Annotated in this window: 20 protein-coding genes and 1 tRNA gene; 4 read left to right on the forward strand and 17 right to left on the reverse strand. The window is 62.8% G+C overall.

All coding sequences use genetic code 11. The features are described 5' to 3' along the window. Positions 1-102 precede the first annotated feature (102 nt). Positions 103-1026 (reverse strand): complex I NDUFA9 subunit family protein, encoded by a 924-nt coding sequence (locus tag BVU17_02595; GenBank protein ID AUG46462.1) that lies wholly within the window; start codon positions 1024-1026, stop codon positions 103-105. Between the two features lie 140 nt (positions 1027-1166). Between BVU17_02595 and BVU17_02600 the strand changes: the two genes are divergently transcribed. Then, positions 1167-1754 carry a dTMP kinase gene (locus BVU17_02600; protein AUG46463.1) on the forward strand — a complete coding sequence of 196 codons (588 nt, stop codon included), beginning with the start codon at positions 1167-1169 and terminating at the stop codon, positions 1752-1754. Here the strand turns inward: BVU17_02600 and BVU17_02605 are convergent. Together BVU17_02605 and BVU17_02610 are read right to left on the reverse strand one after the other, a co-directional pair. Then, positions 1751-2071, reverse strand: a complete 321-nt coding sequence (locus BVU17_02605) for a hypothetical protein (GenBank protein ID AUG46464.1) — start codon at positions 2069-2071, stop codon at positions 1751-1753. The two genes, BVU17_02600 and BVU17_02605, sit on opposite strands and share 4 nt — an antisense overlap. Positions 2072-2123: 52 nt before the next feature. Beyond that, on the reverse strand, positions 2124-2354 hold the full coding sequence (locus tag BVU17_02610) for an ArsR family transcriptional regulator (protein ID AUG46465.1): 231 nt from the start codon (positions 2352-2354) through the stop codon (positions 2124-2126). 140 nt (positions 2355-2494) lie between these two features. On the opposite strand from BVU17_02610, the gene BVU17_02615 reads away from it, so the two are divergent. Continuing rightward, on the forward strand, positions 2495-3181 hold the full coding sequence (locus tag BVU17_02615; protein AUG46466.1) for a potassium transporter Trk: 687 nt from the start codon (positions 2495-2497) through the stop codon (positions 3179-3181). 2 nt (positions 3182-3183) lie between these two features. Next, entirely contained in the window at positions 3184-3414 is a 231-nt protein-coding gene (locus BVU17_02620; GenBank protein ID AUG46467.1) for a transcriptional regulator, read from the forward strand. A gap of 40 nt (positions 3415-3454) precedes the next feature. On the opposite strand, the gene BVU17_02625 is transcribed toward BVU17_02620, so the two are convergent. The 11 genes from BVU17_02625 to BVU17_02675 form a co-directional block, all read right to left on the reverse strand. Continuing rightward, positions 3455-3967, reverse strand: a complete 513-nt coding sequence (locus BVU17_02625; protein AUG46468.1) for a hypothetical protein — start codon at positions 3965-3967, stop codon at positions 3455-3457. Positions 3968-4252: 285 nt separating this feature from the next. After that, positions 4253-4337, reverse strand: a tRNA-Leu gene (locus BVU17_02630). A 149-nt stretch (positions 4338-4486) separates the two neighbouring features. Continuing rightward, a complete protein-coding gene (locus BVU17_02635; protein ID AUG46469.1) occupies positions 4487-5011 on the reverse strand; it encodes a hypothetical protein in 525 nt (174 codons plus the stop codon). Between the two features lie 37 nt (positions 5012-5048). Next, complete coding sequence (locus BVU17_02640; GenBank protein AUG46470.1) at positions 5049-5456, reverse strand: hypothetical protein; 408 nt, start codon at positions 5454-5456, stop codon at positions 5049-5051. Continuing rightward, positions 5449-6786 carry a peptide ABC transporter ATP-binding protein gene (locus BVU17_02645; protein ID AUG46471.1) on the reverse strand — a complete coding sequence of 446 codons (1338 nt, stop codon included), beginning with the start codon at positions 6784-6786 and terminating at the stop codon, positions 5449-5451. The genes BVU17_02640 and BVU17_02645 overlap by 8 nt, the downstream gene beginning before the upstream one ends. Beyond that, on the reverse strand, positions 6779-7999 hold the full coding sequence (locus BVU17_02650) for an ABC transporter ATP-binding protein (protein ID AUG46472.1): 1221 nt from the start codon (positions 7997-7999) through the stop codon (positions 6779-6781). The genes BVU17_02645 and BVU17_02650 overlap by 8 nt, the downstream gene beginning before the upstream one ends. Next, entirely contained in the window at positions 7996-9456 is a 1461-nt protein-coding gene (locus BVU17_02655; protein ID AUG46473.1) for a peptide ABC transporter permease, read from the reverse strand. The genes BVU17_02650 and BVU17_02655 overlap by 4 nt, the downstream gene beginning before the upstream one ends. Next, positions 9453-10493 carry a peptide ABC transporter permease gene (locus tag BVU17_02660; protein AUG46474.1) on the reverse strand — a complete coding sequence of 347 codons (1041 nt, stop codon included), beginning with the start codon at positions 10491-10493 and terminating at the stop codon, positions 9453-9455. The genes BVU17_02655 and BVU17_02660 overlap by 4 nt, the downstream gene beginning before the upstream one ends. 112 nt (positions 10494-10605) lie before the next feature. Then, positions 10606-12453 (reverse strand): peptide ABC transporter substrate-binding protein, encoded by a 1848-nt coding sequence (locus BVU17_02665; protein ID AUG46475.1) that lies wholly within the window; start codon positions 12451-12453, stop codon positions 10606-10608. Between the two features lie 266 nt (positions 12454-12719). Next, positions 12720-13061, reverse strand: coding sequence for a ferredoxin (locus BVU17_02670; protein AUG46476.1), 342 nt, complete (start codon positions 13059-13061; stop codon positions 12720-12722). Positions 13062-13118: 57 nt separating this feature from the next. Then, positions 13119-13904, reverse strand: a complete 786-nt coding sequence (locus BVU17_02675) for a molybdenum cofactor biosysynthesis protein (protein AUG48818.1) — start codon at positions 13902-13904, stop codon at positions 13119-13121. A gap of 166 nt (positions 13905-14070) precedes the next feature. On the opposite strand from BVU17_02675, the gene BVU17_02680 reads away from it, so the two are divergent. Then, a complete protein-coding gene (locus tag BVU17_02680) occupies positions 14071-16392 on the forward strand; it encodes an amino acid permease (GenBank protein AUG46477.1) in 2322 nt (773 codons plus the stop codon). 21 nt (positions 16393-16413) lie between these two features. Here the strand turns inward: BVU17_02680 and BVU17_02685 are convergent, their stop codons facing one another. From BVU17_02685 to BVU17_02695, 3 genes are all read right to left on the reverse strand, one after another. Then, complete coding sequence (locus BVU17_02685) at positions 16414-16962, reverse strand: peptidylprolyl isomerase (GenBank protein ID AUG46478.1); 549 nt, start codon at positions 16960-16962, stop codon at positions 16414-16416. 166 nt (positions 16963-17128) lie between these two features. Next, entirely contained in the window at positions 17129-18061 is a 933-nt protein-coding gene (locus BVU17_02690; protein AUG46479.1) for an epoxide hydrolase, read from the reverse strand. Positions 18062-18115: 54 nt separating this feature from the next. Beyond that, complete coding sequence (locus BVU17_02695) at positions 18116-19201, reverse strand: anthranilate phosphoribosyltransferase (GenBank protein AUG46480.1); 1086 nt, start codon at positions 19199-19201, stop codon at positions 18116-18118. Positions 19202-19222 lie beyond the last annotated feature (21 nt).

Below are 19222 nucleotides of genomic sequence, written 5' to 3' on the forward strand. Positions count from 1 at the left end.
CCGCTTAAAGGGTCAAAGAGCGATGGCGAGTATAAGTGTTTTGCCCGGCTCTCAGCCCTGAAAGCCAGGATTGAAAATCAATACTATCTAACACAATTCTCTTTAGGAAGTGGCTACTGCTGGCGCTTCTCCCCTGAGATATCCGCTGAGTGTCGTTAGAGAGTCACTACTGACACCGAATGCATCTATTTCGTTGGTCGCTGGCGTGTTATCGAATTTGAGTGACCGGTACTGGTCGGCACCCATCGGGAACCCGACACTTCCCAAGACAGAGAGCCCGACCTTCGCTAGTGGCATCGGAAGGGGGACGACGCTTACTGACGACCCCTCGGCATCGTACACCTGATTGGTCACGTCTCTGAGCGTCAGTACTTCCGGCCCACCGACCTCGTAGGTCTCGCCGACGTGGTCTTCGGATTCGATACTGTCGACGAGCATCGGCACGAGGTCACCGACCCAGATCGGCTGGAACGTCGTCTGTCTGCCGCCGCCGGGAAGCGGATACAGCGGGACACCCGGCGCGAACATCCCCTTGAGGCGCTTCGTGAAGGAGACAAACTCACCGCCCTCACCGAAGACGACCGACGGGCGGAAAATGGTCCAGTCCAGCGAAGACTCCGTAACAACCTGCTCAGCCTCTCCCTTCGACCGGATGTAGTGTGTGTCGCCGGTGGGGTCTGCACCCAGTGCGCTCAGCTGGACGAACCGGTCGACGCCGTGCTCTTCTGCGGCCTGTACGCTGTTTTCCGTCCCGCCGAGATGAATGCGCTCGTGCATCTTGTCGCCGCCGTCCGGTTTGAACAGGGGCGACAGTGCGACCAGATAATACACCGCGTCCTGATTTTCGAACGCGCTCTCGATACTCCCGTAGTCTGTGACGTCCCCGGAGACGGTTTCGACACCGTCTGGTAGTGTTGCGTCTTCTGGTGACCGAGACAGCGCAGTGACGGTGTGCCCTCGCTCGTCGAGCTCACGGCATAGGTGTTGTCCGATGAATCCGGTCCCGCCGACGACAAGTACATCCATGGACTCCAATACAGTTGGTAGAACCGTAAAGGTGAGCGTATTTATTTGATCGACGGGCCCGCAGTCCGGTCACTTGTGTCAGGCTACGGATACACCGTTCAGGTCGGGGCGCTTACGTCCCCCCACACAGATTGTGAGGTATGCTCGTCACGCTCGAAGGACTGGACGGGAGCGGCAAGACGACCGTGTGGGAACGGCTCCGGAGCGACGACGCTGTCCCCAGCGAAACTGTGTTCACGCGCGAACCGACCGATACCTGGTACGGCGACGCCGTCCAGCGCTCCATCGACAACGACGACGCGGACTCGCTGGCCGAACTGTTCCTCTATACGGCAGACCACGCCGCACACCTCTCGGACACGGTCCGACCGGCACTCAGCGAAGACCGGCTCGTTGTCTCCGACCGCTACAGCGACTCTCGGTACGCCTATCAGGGTGCGACACTCGAAGCGAGTGAGACCTTGGACGACCCGCTGTCGTACGTTCGCGAGGTCCACGCGCCCTGGACCCGGCCGCCGGACCGGACTGTGTATCTCGATCTCGATCCAGAAACCGCCGCACAGCGAAGCGGCGCGACGAACAAGTTCGAGACGGCAGAGTATCTCACAACGGTGCGTGACAACTACGAGCGACTAATCGAAGCCGACCCGGAGCGGTTCGTTCGCGTCGACGCAACCGCCGACCCGGATGCTGTGTACGAACAGGTCCGAGCAGCGATTCTCGATTAGTTCATCGACGCCGGTAGTTCGACTTCGTCGGGAGCGGGCATCCAGAAGTAATCGAACGTCATCCCGGTAGCGAGTGGAATAACGATAGTTACGAGGAGGACAGCGGTCTGACTCCCGAGGTTCGCACCGAGACTGAACACGCCACTCAACACCAGCAGGATGACGACCATGACTACCGGACAGAGGAGCAGCGAGTAGATGAGGCTCCCCCACCGAGTGTGCAAGCGGACGCGGAAAAAGCGCGTCATGAGCGCCGTCACAGCACTGTTGACCAGCACGATGACGAGCAGGCCGATAATACCGGCGACACTGACCATGTTCGCTGTAGGGCGGCAAGTCCCTTTGCGGTGTCGGAACAACGCGGGGCGCTCACTCCAAACAGATGTACGTGCGCGTGTCGTCGACGCCGTTGAGGTCTCGGATGTGACCCGAGACCGACTGCATGATGTCGTACACCTCGGTACCTGTCGCTTCGGCGATGATGTCGTACTGCCCGGCGACGATGTGTGCCTCAGTGATGCCTTCGGCGTCTCGAACTGCCGCAAGGAGGTCTTCGGATTTGCCGGCAGCCGTCTTGACCATAATGAACGCGCTAACCATATTATGGTGTGTCGTGTCATGGCACGAAAAAGGTTCCGTCAGGAAAAAACAACGGCTGTATTGTTTGACGGCGTGGTCAAGGCGTCTGGTGGTTCCACCGGGTGGGTACTTTTATTCACCCCCGCCCCATAGGAGGGTGTATGCGATTCGTTATCGTGGGTGCAGGTCGTGTCGGACTGCGGACGGCTCGCGTCCTGCAAGAGAGTGGCCACGAAGTTGTCCTCATCGAGCGCGATGAGAACGCAGTCGAGCGCGCGCGAACGGCTGGCTTCGAGGTGATTGCGGGCGATGGCGCTATCGAGGAGACGCTCGGCAGCGCTGATCTCGAAGCTGCCGACGCACTCGGCGCGCTCACCGGCGACCTGAACGACAACTTCGTTGCCTGTATGATCGCCAAAGAACACGGCTGTCGAACCGTCATGCGCATCGACGAGGACTACCGCGAAGAGATCTACCGGCGCTACGCTTCCGAGGTCGACGAGGTAATCTACCCTGAACGACTGGGCGCTATCGCCGCCAAGAATGCGCTGCTGGGCGGGAACATCCGCGCAGTCGCCGATATCGCACAGAACCTCCAGCTCGTGGAGTTTACCATCCAGCGGCAATCGCCGATGGAGGGGTACACGCTGTCGGAACTGGAACTGCCGTCGGATTCCCGGCTGATGGCACACGGGAAAGGCGAGGCCCCGCTCGCCATTCCCAACCCGGACGAAACGCTAGAGGCCGGTGACCGAGTCGTGATACTGGCCGACTTCGAGACGCTTTCGGATGTCCGAAGCATCGTTGTTGGCGAATCAGAGCGCGCAACCGCGCTTGGAGGTGCCTGAACATGGTCATTGCATACGTTATGGTCAAAGCCCACACCGGTGACGCGGACCGCCTGAAGGATGATATCGAAGCCGTCGACGGTGTTGTCGAGGCACACATCGTTGCCGGTGACGTCGACTTTATAGCGAAAGTGAACGTGGAGACGCCCGCTGAAGTCAAGGATGTCGCAGCGACGCACATCCAAGAAATTCAGGGCGTCGAAACGACACAGACGTATATCGCGATGGATTGAGACAGAGCGTTATCTGTATGCCGTACTCGGCACGGCCCCACTATAGCGGTGTCCCGCCACGAGAGCCGTCACTGCCACCGGTACTCGCCGAATTGAGCAGGTCAGCCACGACACCGACGTAGTCGTAACCGGGTATGACGCCCTCAACGTACGTCCCTTCGACGTACTCGACCAAGGTCTTTGCGACGTCTGCGGCCTGCCGTTCGCCACCCATTGTGTACTCGAACGCGACCACGACCTGCTCGCCGTCCTCGACGACGCTGTACTCGTCCAGTTCGACAGCAGTTCGGGTCGCTTTCGGCGCGTCCTCCAGCCGCCGCTCCAGCGTCTCAAGCCAGCCATCGACGACGGCAGCACCGACCTCGTCGCTTGTCGCGGCCTGCAGCGACGGCGCTCTGACCGTCACCTCGTAGTTCGTCCGCCACTCTTCGCCCTCGGTCGCAGTTACGCGAGCGTCGAAGTTCGTCGTCTCGACAGCGTAGCTATCCCCGGCCGGGACGAGCGCATCGTGTCGGTCGAACGCTTCGGCAACGTCGTCTGGCACGTCAGTCATTACGCCGGTATAGGCCACAGACGTGCAAAAACGCGTCGTGTCCGCCCTCTCTCCGTTCGAAGCATCTGTCATCGCCGCACCCGGATCTGTGACCGACACGGCTGTGCCACATAGACTGTCGAGTGTGTCACACATAAGCGGTCAGCGTTGCTCCTGTGAAGTCTGTGGCCAACTGTGCACAAGCCACAGCGTCCGGTGAACAGCGCACTCTCCTCACCCGAATCGCTCTCCCGTCCGTAGTTCGCATCCCGTTTGCACCGCTCTTCGTGTTCACTCGTCGCAGAATGCGAGGGATGGGATTCGAACCCACGGACCCCTACGGGAGCGGGTCTTAAGCCCACCGCCTTTGGCCAAGCTCGGCTACCCTCGCGCAGATTGAACTCTGCGGGGGCTAGTGAATGGTCCTTTCGGTCTTGGACTGCGAGGTGGGCCATCGTGTCCTATCGTAGGCACGCCGGTGAAGTTCGATAGCGACCGTGACACACTGTTCAACTGTCGCGTACTCTCTGACGCCTGTCCCTACTCCTCGACCGGGAGCCTGTCGGTCGGGAGGAACTTCGTCCGGTCTGCGTGGTCGAACGATGCGACCGGCGTCCCGTCCAGTTTCCTGAGCAACGTCTGGAACGTCGCCCCGTCGTTCGCAGCAGTCACCGCGTTACCGGCGTCCCGGAGTTCGTACGCGCCAGCGATGAACAGCGAAGCGGCGTCCGGATCGAAATACTCGACGGCCAGAAACACCTGCTCTCCGACTGTTCGCCGGTACACGTCGTACGCTTCGAGGGGATTCGATTCGACCAGTCGCGTCACGCCTTCGGCCTTGTTGCCCGGAATAACGAACACGAGTTCGAGGCTGTCACCGTCGTCGACTGTCCGTAGACCCGCATCCCCGGCGGGGACGACGACTGCCTCGCGGCCGTCAGAACGCCGCTGGTCCGCCAGCGCCTGTGTCTCCTCTAACGTCTGTTTCCACGATGCCTTGCGGGCGTCAGAACCAGCGGCAAGCCGTTCGAGGTCGTCTGTCCCCTCGCCACCTGTCTTTACCATACCCTGTCGTTACGCCCGCGGGAGGTAAATGGTGGTGTCACTGGACGCCGAAGATGACTTCCATGCTCAGGGAGAGCCCGAGGACGAACAGACTCGCAACGAAGAGCTTCACCGGCGGCGAGAGCCGGTCTTCGGGCGGAGCGAGCGTATCGAGGGGCGGGACGACACGAGCCAGCATCGACTCGAACGGTGTCCGCTCCCGTGCCGACACGCCAAACGACACGGCGGAGTCGTCCGAGTCGTCGGAATCGAGAGACGGCGCACGCCACAGCGTAACCGAAGCGTAGCCAAACAGCGCGAAGCCGATAAAAAACAGCACGAACTTCACTGTCACCCAGCCGCCGCCGCGAAGCGGTGAGAGTACGCCGCCGATAAGCGTCGCTGTGAGCGTTACGCCGATGGCGTACCACAGCAGATCGAGTACCTTTCCCGCCAGGTTATCCATCGTGCGTGTCGTAGCCACGTTGGCGCAGTTCGTCGCCAGGGGAGACGTGCTCCTGTGCGTGCCGGTGACAGAAGCTCATCCGTCTGTCGTCGACATCGTAGTACTGCGGTGTTTCGGTGTCACACCGACCGCCGAACACTTCCTTGAGGTACGCCCGTGCAGCATCGGGGTCCCCATCACTGAGATACGTCGCAGCCTGTTCGACGTGCTCTCGTACGTCCGGCGGGAGGTCCACGTCGCTGAACTCTTCCTCGACGATTTCCTCGCCGTCAGCCAACGCGGTGTCGAACCCGAGCCGTTCCTTGAGCCGCTCACCGAGCGACTGTTCCGCGCGGGACCGCTCGCGAATGACATCACGGAACTCTCGGATCCGGTCCCACACCGCATCGCTAGCGTCTATGTCTTCGGGCCGTATCCGGACGGGGCACCGCGTTGCGAAGGGACACCCTTCCGGTGGGTCCCGTGGACTCGGTGGCGAGCCGGGCAGGGTAATCCGGTCTGCCTGAACCGTCGGGTCCGGTTCCGGAATCGCCGACAGTAACGCGCGTGTGTAGGGGTTTTCTGGGCGCTGGAACAACTGCTCCGTCGGCCCGACCTCCATGAGGTTCCCGAGGTACATCACTCCGACGCGGTCACAGATGTGCCGGACCACACTCAGGTCGTGCGCGATGAAGAGGTACGTGAGGCCGAACTCTTCTTGCAGGTCTTCCAGCAGATTGAGTATCTGGGCTTGGACGGACACGTCGAGCGCCGAAACGGGTTCGTCGAGGACGACGAACTCCGGCTCGAGTGCGAGCGCCCGTGCGATGCCGATACGCTGTCGCTGGCCGCCGGAGAACTGGTGGGGGTACCGGTAGTAGTGTTCCGGCATGAGTCCGACCTGATCGAGCAGTGTCCGCACCTTCTCCCGACGCTCGCGAGCCGTGCCCTGCTCGTGGACGTCCAGCGGTTCGCGGATAATCTCACCGACAGTCATCCGGTCGTTGAGGCTCGATTCGGGGTCCTGAAACACCATCTGGGCGTTGCGGCGCCACTCCTTGAGGTCGTCGCCGCTGAGTTCGGTTATATCCGTTCCATCGAAGGAGACTGTCCCGGAGGTAGCCGTTTCCAGTTGGATGAGTGTCCGACCGAGGGTTGTCTTGCCACAGCCGGATTCACCGACCAGCCCGAACGTCTCGCCGCGCGAGATCTCGAAGTTCACGCCGTCGACGGCTTTCACTGGGTCCCCGCCGAGCAGTCCACCGCCTTCGTAGTACGTCTTCAGATCCTGCACATCGAGCAATGTCTCGCCGGTCTGGTGGGACGCGGTCTCGACGACAGATTCACTCATCTGGGTCACCTCCCTCCCGCTGGCCGCCGGTGTCCACGGCACTGCTGCCGTGGCCACCATCAGCCCGTGCGTCGCTGTCTTCGGACCCGGCCGGGCCGGTGTCTTCACCGGCTGCTCGGCGCTCAACTGGCCAGTCGTCCGCCGACAGTGCTTCGTCTGCTTCGACGCCTGTCTGGTCCGCGTTCGCTTCGTGCTGTGTCACAGTGTCGTCGGTAGGCATATCTTCGGGGTACAGGAGACAGGCGGCCGTGTGGTCCGCTGATTCGCTGACTTCGACGTGGGCGGGATGGACCCGCTCACACTCGTCAAAGGCCTTCGGGCACCGGCTGACGAACCGACAGTACGACGCCGATTCGTGTGGCGTCGGCACGTCCCCTTCGATAGTGGGTAGCCGATCTGTACTGGGGTTCCGGCCGGGAATACTCTGCAAGAGTCCCTGTGTGTAGGGGTGGTGTGGGTTCGCGAACAGTTCCTCTACGGGTGCCTGCTCGACGACTTCGCCGGCGTACATCACGGCGACGCGGTCGGCGACCTCCGCGATGACGCCCATGTCGTGCGTGATGAACATGATACCGATGTCACGCTTCGTCTGAATCTCCTGTAACAGGTCCAGAATCTGGGCCTGAATGGTGACATCGAGTGCTGTCGTCGGCTCATCACAGATGAGCAGGTCTGGGTCACAGGCCAGTGCCATCGCGATGACGGCTCGCTGGCGCATTCCACCGGAGAACTCGTGGGGGAACTCATCGACACGGCGTGCCGCGTCGGGGATGCCGACTGCACGCAGCAGTTCGATGGCCTCCGACTTGGCTTCGGCCCCTTCCATACCGCGGTGGAGCTCCAGCGCCTCGATGATCTGGTTCCCGACAGTGTACACCGGATTGAGCGAGCTCAGCGGGTCCTGAAACACCATCGCGATGTCGCCGCCACGAACTGATCGGTATTGCTTCTCCGAAAGCGTCGTCAGCTCTCGCCCGTCTAACCGTATGGACGACTCCTCGCTGATTTCGCCCGGACTATCGACCAGTCCCATAATCGAGCGCGCGGTGACACTCTTGCCCGAACCGGATTCGCCGACGATACCGAGCGTCTCGCCGCGTGCAATATCGAATGAAACGCCGTCGACAGCGCGAATTTCCTCTTTGTCGCTGTGGAACACGGTCCGGAGGTTGTCAACGGCCAGCAGCGGCTCGCCGTCTTCGATGTGGCTCATCCGCCACCACCTCCGGCGGCCGCGCCAGTTGCACCGCCTTCAGCACCCTCGCTCTGTGGGTCAATCGCGTCCCGAATCCCGTCGCTCAACGCGTTGAAGCCGGTGACGACCAGCGTAATCAGGATACCCGGAATGAGCGAGATGTGCCAGGACTGACTGGCGATGTACTGTTGCCCGATGTTAATCGCCCGCCCCCACTCGGGAGTCGGGGCGGTAATCCCGAGTCCGAGGAACGACAGGGCAGAGACGGAAATAATGACGCCACCGAGCGTCAGGGAGGCGTAAACCAGGAGATAACCGAGGATATACGGTGCCATGTGTTTCCGCATAATCACAGTGGGTCGCTGGCCGTAGCTCTTTGCCGCGTCTACCCATTCCTGTTCGCCGACCTGTAACGCAGGACCACGTACCGCCCGCCACAGCCCCGGCCAGCGTATCAGCGCAAACAGGAGGATGAACAGCATCGCCCCGTTGTAAATCTCTGCTATCCAGTGGTTCTTGAACACCACTGTCGCAAGAATCACCAGCAGCAATGCTGGCATCGCCTGCACGGAGTCACTGGTCAGGACCACAATGAGGTCAGTTACCCCCTTGTAATAGGCGGTAACTAACGCCAGCGTCGTCGCAATAAAGCCCGCAATCGCCATCGATCCGAGGCCGATGAACAGCGACACCCGTGCGCCGAAGGCGAGGAAGGTGAACAGATCCTTACCGCTGACGAGCGTTCCGACAGGGTGGAATCGCCCGAAGTCGTCGTAACTCCATATCCCGACGTTGCTGTCCCCGCTCCCGCGCGACGCGGACCCGAGATTCGCCTCGCCGATGGTAATCGTTTCGACCGTCTCCGTGTCCTCGTTGAAGTACTGCATCTCGTGGGAGTACGGCCCCTGGATATTCTCTTCGGCTGTCGTTGGGCCGACAACGGGAGCGAACACGGCCATTGTGACGAAGAAGACGACGACAGCGAGTCCGAACAGGCCCCAGTAGTGACCTCGAAGCCGGTCGATGACGTCGTCAGTCGGCGTCCAGTCAGCAGCGCGATAGTGCCGTCGGAAGAGCACGTACCCGTACCACAGCCACGCCAACAAGACTGCGACGTATGCATACACCAGCAGGAAGCGGATGAGCCATGCGTACTTCGGCTCAAGGCCGAGGAACGTGCCCTGCCAAGCACTCCCGTCGTAGTACCCTCGGTTGGGTATCAGTTCTCGGCTCAGCAGATGCGGCAGGTCGCTGCAGAGGGCTGACGCACTGGCGAACGCCTCAGCGCCGGGCGACCCCGGGAATAACGCGAGCACGTAGCTTATCGCGCCGAACAACCCATCGAGGTACGTCGGTCCCTCAAGCAGTAACAGGGCACAGAGCACGACACCCCACAGTAGTGCCGGTCTAGGGTGTGCCTTGAGTCGGTCCCTCAGCGGCTGATCGATGTCTTCGGTGGGTTCTGTCTCTCTCATCCGTCGTACCCCACGCGTGGGTCGATGATTGTGTACGCGAAGTCCTGTACGATATTCAGCCCGACGATAAGAAGGATGAACAGATACATCAGTGTTCCAACAAGTGGGAGGTCACCCTGCTCCGCTGCCCGGAAGAACAGGAGACCGATACCGTTGATCGAGAAGACGGTCTCGACGAGCACTGACCCGCCGATCAAGATGAACGCCTCCGCAGTGATCACCGGTACGAGCGGAATCAGGGCGTTCCGGAAGATGTGCTTCCAGACCAGTACCCGCGGTGAGACGCCTTTGGCCTTGGCTGTTTCGACGTATTTCGAGTTGATCGTTTCGAGAACGGCAGTTCGGCCGATCCGCATCTCTGTGCCCATCGATGCGGATCCGAGCACCAGTGCGGGCGGCAGTATCTGTTTTGTCGCTTTCGCGAGGTTGGTCCATGCCTGTCCCGGATCGGTTATCAGTCTCGTGGGATTCTTGAGCACGGCGAGGTTCGGCGAGGTCACGACGTTGGTCTCGACAATAAAGCTGGTCCAACTGAACCCGAACAGCTGTTCCGTCTGTGACAGCACCGTCACCAGAATGACCGCGAGCCAGAAGTTCGGCATCGCCCGCCAGACAATCCCACCGAAGGAAGCGAAGTAATCCGAGAACGTATTGGGATTCAGGCCGGCGTAGAAGCCGAGCGGAATGCCGATCCCGAGGGCGATCAGGACCGCCCAGAATCCGAGCCAGATCGTCCGTGGTGCGTAGCTGATGATGAGGTCGATTGCCGGTGTCCCGGAGTTGACGACCCACGACTGGCCCAGATCGAACAGGAACAGGTCTCCCATAAAGTCGAAGTACTGTTCCCAGAGCGGTTCGTTCAGTCCCAACCGTTGCTCGATCTGTCGAATCGCACGAGCGTCACCTTGGGGGCCGAGGATCGCCGCTGCAGGACTGAGCGGCCCCAGCCGGATAATTGCGAACGTTACTGTCGTCCCGAATATGATAACAGGGATCGACAGTACCAAGCGCTTGAGCAGATACGTAGCGCGGCTCATGGCTTAGCTTGTCTCCGTTGTACGGGTACTTGTGAGTTCATAATCTCTGAGGGCTGCGAAGTCGTTCCCGTCACCAACCGTGGCGGGGACGATCACGCCAGCAGGGACGCGATTACTGTCTGTCTCCGAGCGACACGGTGTTCATCTTCTGTCGGCTCGGCCCCATTCCGGCTGGCGGCGTGAAGTCGACGTGGTCGTACCAGAACAGCTCAGTCAGCTCGTGATACACCGGCAGCATTGCGACGTCTTCCCAGTTCGCGTTCTCCATCTGGATGTACGCGTCGTTCCGGGCGGCCTGATCCTCCTCCGTCGGTGCCGGGTTGTCAGCAATCGACTGGTACGCCTCCGCGGCCTGCTGGGCAGCGTCGCCGTTCTCCGGCTGCCAGTTGACATACGAAATCGGGAAGTCAAGACTCGTATCGGTCTGTGGCGGGTTCAGCAGCTGGAGGAAGTTATCCGGCGCGGGCCAGTCAGCGACCCAGCCAAGCGAGTACATCTCTAGTTCGCCGTTGCGACCACGCTCGAGGAGCGTGTTGAACGGCGCCTGGTTGACTTCGAGGTCGATGTAGACGCTCTGCAGCTGGTCTCGAAGAATGCTTGCAGTTTCGCTCCAGACACCGGACTCGTAGATCGTCAGCTCGACGGCGACGCGCTCGTTTTCGCCGTAGCCAGCCTCTTCCATCACCGATCGGGCCTTTCCGAGCTGGCTGTCGTCGTAGCCGTACGGGTACTCGTTTTCGGCGCGGTCGTTGTAGTTCTGGGCACCACCGGGGAAGATGGATTTCGGCGTGAAATTGTACGCAGGCTCGCCGCGCTGCTTGAACACCTGCTCGACAACGGTGTGCTGGTTCATCGCGTACGCGACCGCCTGACGGACCGGCTTGGGTACGCTGGCCATGTTAAACCCGAGGTAGAACACCCCGATGTTCGACACGGCGGAGTAATTAGCCGTGTCGCCGTTGCGCAACTCGCCGTAGGTCCCGATCTGGCGACCCTCGTCGTCTTCCTCCTCAACGGACACCTTCCCGGGGTCGTACTGCGCCGTGGGGAGTTCGAAGATATCGGCGTTCCGGTTCATCGCATAGTTGTAATTGGCCGAGTCGTTCTCGATAACCGCAAAGTGGACGCCGTCGACGCTCGGACTCTCGCCATAGTAGTCGTCGTACGCGCTGACTCTGGCCTCTGTTCCGGAGTTCCACGTATCGAACTCGAAGGGGCCGTTTCCGATCGGGTTCGAACTGGAGAACTCGGCCTGGGTCATCTCGCCCTCGTACCCTTCGATGTCGCCAACCATGCCCTCAGGAACCGGTGAGAAAGATGAGTACGCGAGCATCTCCAGCGTGGAGGCAAACGGCGCGTCTAGCTGGATCTCGAGCGTTGTTTCGTCAACGGCCGTGACGCCGAGTGTCCCGGGCTTGTACACTTCCTGTTCCTCGCCGTCGACCGTCTCAGTCGTCGTCTCGTGTGTCACGCCCAGCGAATCCAGAACGAAGTAGGCGCGACTAGAGTTGTCAGATGCAGTCAACCGCTCGAACGCGTAGACGAAGTCACTAGCGGTTACGGTGTCGCCGTTGTGGAAAGTCGCGTCCTTCAACTGGAACGTGTAGGTCGTGAAGTCATCAGATACCTCGTAGTCCGCAGCCATAAGCCCCTCTACAGCGGGCTGGCTGTCGGGATAGTTCATCAGCGGATCGAACATCTGCTGGATGACGATTCCCGACTGGGTGTCGGTCGCCTCGATCGGGTCCATCGTCGTCATCGTCCCCGTGTTGACCCGCCAGAGGTCCCCGTCCTGTTTCAGATCGGTCCCGACATCGCCACCACTGGAGTCTGTCGAGTCCGTGCCGCCGCCGGTCTCCTCCGCTGCGCCCTCAGTCTCGTCACTATCACTGGAACATCCCGCCAGCGCTGCGGCGGCCGCAGCACTGCCCGTTGCTTTCAGAAACGATCGCCGTTCCATGCTACTTGAACGTGGCATATTGATACCCAAATTGCCCCCCACAAATAGAAGTTATGTCATACAGTAGCTTGAAATATTAAACTGCTCGCATGAAGAAATTCAGTTTATTATCTATAGTAATCTTACATGATATATACTGCGACGGCTGTTTTCTGTATTCTGGAGCCTTGCCTTCTCGCACTGAATTCTCGGTGACATTGACAGCGCACATCGGTGTCTACGCGGACTGATAGGAGGTGGTAAAACTGCCGCTAGTAGGCACTGCGCTACCAGTCGACGGAGAGCGTCCCGTCGCCGTTCGGGTCCGGGGCGATCTCCTCGTTGGTCCGCCGGTCGACGACGTGGATGATGCCGCGGTCTTTCTTCGCCGGGCAGGCCTCGGCGGCCGCGATGTTATGATCGAGATCCGATTCGTCGATGAAGTAAGTCTCGGGCTTGGCGATACCAGTATCCAGGTCGAGCGTCCAGTTGCGCGACTTCTCGGCGCACTTGCCCGCCCCGAAGCATTTGTTGGCCTCGAAGATTATCTTGTAGGGCTTCTCCTCGACCGGGGGGCCGTCCTGTTCGCCGATTTCGCTCGGGTCGACGTGTTCGTCCGCGTCTGCCATTACTCCGTGTTCGTGGCCGACCGTCTTTCGATTGTCGGTCTCGCCGTCGGGGGTTCACTACGTTTCGGCCGCCGGCACGACTTCGACGGGGTCCCCGACGGCCAGTTCCGCGCCGCGGTCGGCCTCGGGGACGTGGGTGATGAGCATCACGGTATAGAAGTGATCGAAGGCGTCCTGGTCGGCCCACTCCGGGAACGTCGCCTGCCGGCGCTTGACGAACTGCTCCCGGAACCCCGGCGTTGCCTCGCCGGTGTCGGGGTCCCGCTGGGGGACGACACAGCGACCGCAGGGGGTCACTCCCTCGAACCGGACGCCGCCGGCCCGGAAGGCGGGGGCGTCCGCGCCGACAAATCGGTCCTCCCAGAACGCCGGGACCCCGCCGATTTCGACGTTCGCCCGGAGCCGCCGGCGCAGGCCGTCGACGGTCACGTCGTCGAACCACGACGCTACGGTTTCCAGCGTCGCGGTGCTGATGACCGACGGCCCCATCTCACGGCGGTCGACGTAGCCCAGCGTCTCGTCGCGCTCGACGGTCAGGTCCACGCCGAAGAACACGCCGAGCCAGTCGGCCGCCCGCGAGCGGCCGCGCTCGTCCCGGAGGTCGAACGACGCGCTGTCGTCGTCGGTCGTGACCGACAGCGTCCCCGACTCGGGGTCGTAGCCGGTGTCGATGTCGTGGACGCGGCTGGTCCGCTTCCCGTTGACCACGTCTCCGGCGTCGTCGAACATGGCGAACTCGCGGTCGTGGGCCAGTGTGCCGCCCGGGCGGATCGATACCGATTCGCAGTCCATGCCGTCCAGCGCCTTGACGGGGTAGACGGTGAGTCGCTCGACGTGTGCCACTGCCATTAGCTTCGGCGGCCGGGCCTATAGCAGTGTCCCGTTCTCGGCCGCAGGCGAAGCCGACGCGGCGGCCGCCTGTCCGAAACCGGGGCGAAAACGAGGATATCCGGGGACGCGCCTGAACGATACTATTACGTATCGACTGGGGTAATCAGTCGCCAGACGAATGGTCGAACACACTCGAACGCTGGATTTCAAAATCGCGTTCGCAATCGGGCTGGGGACGATGATCGCGGCCGGAATCTTCTCGCTGTCCGGCACCGCCGTCGCAGCAATCGGATCGAGCGCCGTCATCGCGTTCGTCATCGCCGCCGTCATCGCGGGCGTCACCGCCGCCGCGTACTCCGAGTTCGCGTCGGTCTACTCAGAAAACGGCGGCGGCTACCTCTTCTGTTCGCGGACCTTCGAGGACCGGGACCTGCTGACCTACAGCATCGGGATGTCGCTGTTTCTCGGCTACACCGGCACGACGGCGTTCTACCTCGCGACGATGGACGAGTGGGTCGTCCGCTTTCTCCTTCCCGAGGCGCTTCACTTCCTGCCACACGGGACCGCCGGCGTGGCGACTGCGGTCCTGCTCGGCGTTCTCAATGCCCGCGGGACCGAGGAAAGCGGGAGCTTCCAGCTCCTCGTCACGGGCGCGAAGGTCGCCGTTCTGCTCGCGTTCATCGGCGGTGCGTTCGCCTTCCGCGGGCCGTCGGTGGCCGTCAGTAAGTTCGCTGGAAACTTCGGCGGCGGCCCCGTCGATATCCTGACTATCTCTGCGCTGGCGTTCATCACGTTCTTCGGCTTCTCGGCCATCGCGGCCAGCGCGGGCGAGATAATCGAGCCGAAGCGGACCGTCCCACGGGCCATCGCCGCGAGCATCCTCACAGTCACTGTCCTCTACGCGCTCGTCATCGTCGCGATGGTGAACTCCCCGATTCCAGCAGAGGTCATCGCACAGGAGGGCGAGACGGCGATGGGGCGGGTCGCCGCTTCGTTCCTCGGGAGCATCGGCGAGAGCCTCATTGTCGCCGGGGCCATCTTCTCGATGGTGTCGGCCTCGAACGCGTCGATACTCGCCGCGAGCAGCATCGGCTCGCTGATGGGGACCCGCGGGCAGGCCCCCCGGCGGTTCTCGCGCATCCACCCCGACTACGGGACGCCGTCCTGGAGTGTGGCGACCGCGACGGCGACCATCGTCGCGCTCATCGTGTTCTTCATCGCGCTGTTCCCGGCTGAGGGCGGCCTGTTCAGCGGGCTCGGCCTCCATCTCGGGCTGAACGCCCTGACCGGGTTCGCAACGCTGAACCTCCTGTTGCCGCTCGCCGTCGTCAACGTCGCGCTCATCTACTCCCGGCGGCGGTTCCCGGATATCACGCGGGGCTTTCGCGTCCCCGGCGTCCCGGTGGTCCCGGTCATCGGCGTGCTGGCGAACCTCGGGCTCATCTACAACCTCCCGCCGAAAGGCGTCGTGACCGGGCTCGTACTGACGGGCGCGATGGTCGTTGTGTACCTCGCCTGGGGCGGCGCGCCGGAGACCGAGGACCTGCTTCGGGAGGTGGTCCCGGAGACGCCGGCGTCGGGTGCAGCGGGGGCTGAAGCGGCCGCCGAGACCGGCGGCTTCCGCGTCCTCGTCCCAATCGCACGTCCGGGCCGGGCCGCTCGCTACGTCGAACTCGCCGCGGCGCTGGCGAAGGTGTCCGACGAGGACCCCGTCATCCACGTCCTCAACGTGACGCAGGTCCCCGACCAGACGCCCTGGGAATCCGTCCAGGACACCGCGAAAGCACGGACCGAGCGCATCCGGTCAGAACTGGGGGATGACTACGGCGTCGACCTCCTCATCGAGGGCCACACCTGCCGGGACGTGGCCTTCGATATCCTCCAGACGGCGCGCGACGACGACGCCGACCTCATCCTCATGGGGTATCCTGAACGCCATCAGGACGTGACCGAGACCGTCGAGCGCGAAGCACCCTGTGACGTGTTCTTCGCCGACAAGACTGCGTCTGCGGACGCCCTCGACGTTATTAACATCGGCGCAGGCGGCGGCCCCCACCATCAGGCCGTGCTCCCGCTGGTGAACGCGCTCGGGCAACTGGGGAGCGACCTCCACCTCATTAACGTCAGCACCGACGACGAGGGGGCAAACGAGGCGTCGGGGACGACGCTTGACGCGCTTGAGGGCGTCGAGACGACCCAGGTCCACAACGTCCGTGCCGGCACCGTCGCCGACGGCCTCGTCGAGACCGCGGCGGAAAACGGCGGCGTGCTGGTCATCGGCGCGTCGCGGGACCGCTGGCTCAGGCAGGCCCTGTTCGGCAGCACTCCTGACGAGGTCATCGCACTGGCCGCCGACCGGGATGTGCCGGTCCTCGTCTACGCCAGCCAGACCGGCGTCTCGGGCCGGCTGAGCGAGCGGCTGTTCCCGGTCACGCGGTACCTCAGAAAGCGGCTGTCGCGGTCGGGCCGGAAACAGGGGTCTAGCCCCGACTGGAACTAAGTCGTCTCGCAGCCGGCGCGCTTATCGGTGGATGTCGACCGATTCGAGCAGCATTTCTTGGGTCGGCGCGTCGTTGCGGTCGGTGTCGACGCTGCCAATGGACTCGACGACGTCCATCCCGTCGACGACCTTCCCGAAGACGGCGTGTTTGCCGTCCAGGTGGGGCTGGGCGTCGAGGGTGATGAAGAACTGCGAGCCGTTGGTGTTCGGGCCGCTGTTGGCCATGCTGAGGACGCCCGGGCCGTCGTGAGTGAGGTCGTCGTGGAACTCGTCGTCGAAAGAGTAACCGGGGCCGCCGCGGCCGGTGCCGGTCGGGTCCCCCATCTGGATCATGAAGTCCTCGATGATGCGGTGGATGTCGATGTCAGTGTACAGCGGATCGATCCGCTTCTCGCCGGATTCAGGGTCCTCCCACGCGCCGGTCCCCGGAGCGATTTCGGTCCCGTCGTAGTCGTTGGCGCCTTCGGCTAGGCCGACGAAGTTCTCGACGGTGGTCGGCACGCGCTCGTCGTACAGTTCGACTTCGATGTCGCCCTCTGTCGTGTGCAGGGTCGCGGTCAGGTCGCTCATACTCGGTCGGAAGGAAGCCCGGCAGAAAAGCCTGCCCACTGACCGAGGGTTCTTGTGCCAGCACCGAACCACCCCCGCCGTGTCCTGACGACTGACCGCGTGGCGTCCAGCGGGTGTCCGACACGCCGCCACGCGCCGGTGAGTGTCGGCTGTTCGTCGTACCAGGCTACGGCAGGTGTGACAGCAGCAGGTCCGATACCTGCTCGGGGGCATCGAACTGGACCCAGTGGCTTGCCGCCGGGAGCCGCTCGACTCGACAGTTCGGGACCCACTCGCTGAGGTCCTGCGTCAGCGCCAGCGAGAGCGCGTCGTCTTGCACGCCCCAAATAAGGAGCGTTGGCGCTGTCACCGGGTTGTCGCCGACGCCGCCCACAGTGAGCGTCAGCTTTGCGTTCCGCCGGGCGAGCGCCCGGTAGTAATTAACTGCGGCCGTGCGTGCGCCCGGTTGCCCGAGTGCCCGCTTGTACCGCCGCACGTCGGTCTCTGTGAAGGCGTCGGGTCGGGTTGGCCCGTCAGTCAGGATACGCTCCAGCATGGCGAAATCGTTCCAGCGGAGGCTAGCCTCGGGAAGGACGGGGAGCTGAAAGAACAGCACGTACCAGGACCGAAGTAACTGGTCGACCGAGCGGCGGATCTCGCGCTCGTATGCTGACGGGTGGGGCGCATTCAGGACCGCCAGTTGGTCGACTACGTCCGGCCGGTCAATGGCGGTCTGCCAGGCGATGACGCCGCCCCAGTCGTGACCAACGATGTGGGCCTGCTCCCGGCCGAGCGCCGAGACGAGTCCGGCCACGTCGGCGACCAGTTCGTCGATGTGGTACGCGGCGACGCCGTCGGGCTTATCAGAGTGATTGTAGCCCCGAAGGTCCGGCGCGACCACACGGTAGCCGGCGTCTGCGAGCGCCGGTATCTGGTGTTTCCAGGCGTACCAGAACTCCGGAAACCCGTGCAACAGGACGACGAGGTCGCCGTCCTGCGGGCCAGCGCTCACGGTATGGAGCCTGATACCGTTGGTGTCGGCCAGCTCGTGGACACCGGGCGTCTCCGATGCGGGTACCGTCCACGCAGTGCTGTCACGAGCGCTAGCGTGTTGTCCCATCAGAATGCCTTCGCCCGCTCGGTAGAAATCGGTTCCGCTCTGCTCGTCGTCGGATTAGAAGGCCCGGAGGTCGTCGAGTGTCTCCGCTGCACTGCCGTCGGCAATCGCGCCACGGGCCCGTTCAAGCCCGTCCTGAATGCTGTCGGCGTCCTCGCGGGCGTAGATCCGGAGCGCGGCGTTGAGCGCGACAGCGTCGGCGAAGCCGTCCTCGCGTTCGCCGGTCAGTACGGCTTCGGTTATCGCCGCCGACTCTTCGGCCACGTCATCGACCTGCAGGTCCTCGCTCTCGATGTCCATCCCGTACTCGCCGGTGCGGATCTCGAAGTCCGCGATGTCCTCGTCGTCGGATTCGTCGCCGGTGACGGGCCATTCGGCGACGATGGTCTCGCCGGGGCGGACGTCGTCGTAGCCCTCCATTCCCTGGAAGAACAGCGCCCGCTCGACGCTGCTGGTCTCGGACTGAGCGAGCGTGCGGACCATCTTCTTCGCGAAGGCCAGGTGGTAGAAACTGCCGAGGTGGACGCTGGCGTCGGCCGGGTTCGCCAGCGTCTCGACAGTGTTGACGAAGGTCCGGACGCCCATGTTGTCGCGGCGCTCGAACAGGGCGTCGATGCCGGGGTTGAACGCCGGCTGGTAGTAGAAGCCAAAGCCGACCTCGTCGACCATGTCGGCGCTCTCGCTCGGCTCGAGTTCGGTTCGGACGCCGAGTTCGTCCAGCACGTGCTTGTAGGCGTCCTGTTTCTGCGTCGGGACGCGGTCGCCGGAGTGGACGACGACGGGTGTGCCGGCGGCAGCGGCAACAACACCCGCGGCGACGCCGAGAATCGCCGACCGGCCCTTGCCGTCGTAGTTGGCCCCGCAGTCGACCGGGTCAGCGTCCGGCGTGGCTGTCTCGACCGACTCCTCGGACATCACGTCGACGTACGCACCCAGTTCCTCGGGGGTGTTGCGTTTCCAGCGGTTGGCGAGCCAGAACGCACCAAGCGTCGTGTGGTCGGGTTCGCCGCCGAGGATGCGCTGGAACGCCTCCCGGGCTTGCGTGCGGGACATATCGTCGGCAGATTTGTGACCGGAGCCGACGACTTCCGTCATGAGTCGTTTGAGCGGCCATTCGCCGTACTCCCGGGTCGCTTGCGCCATGGAAACGTGTTCGGGCCAGAG

Origin of the sequence: Haloarcula taiwanensis (genome assembly GCA_002844335.1) — an archaeon.
Taxonomy (GTDB): domain Archaea; phylum Halobacteriota; class Halobacteria; order Halobacteriales; family Haloarculaceae; genus Haloarcula; species Haloarcula taiwanensis.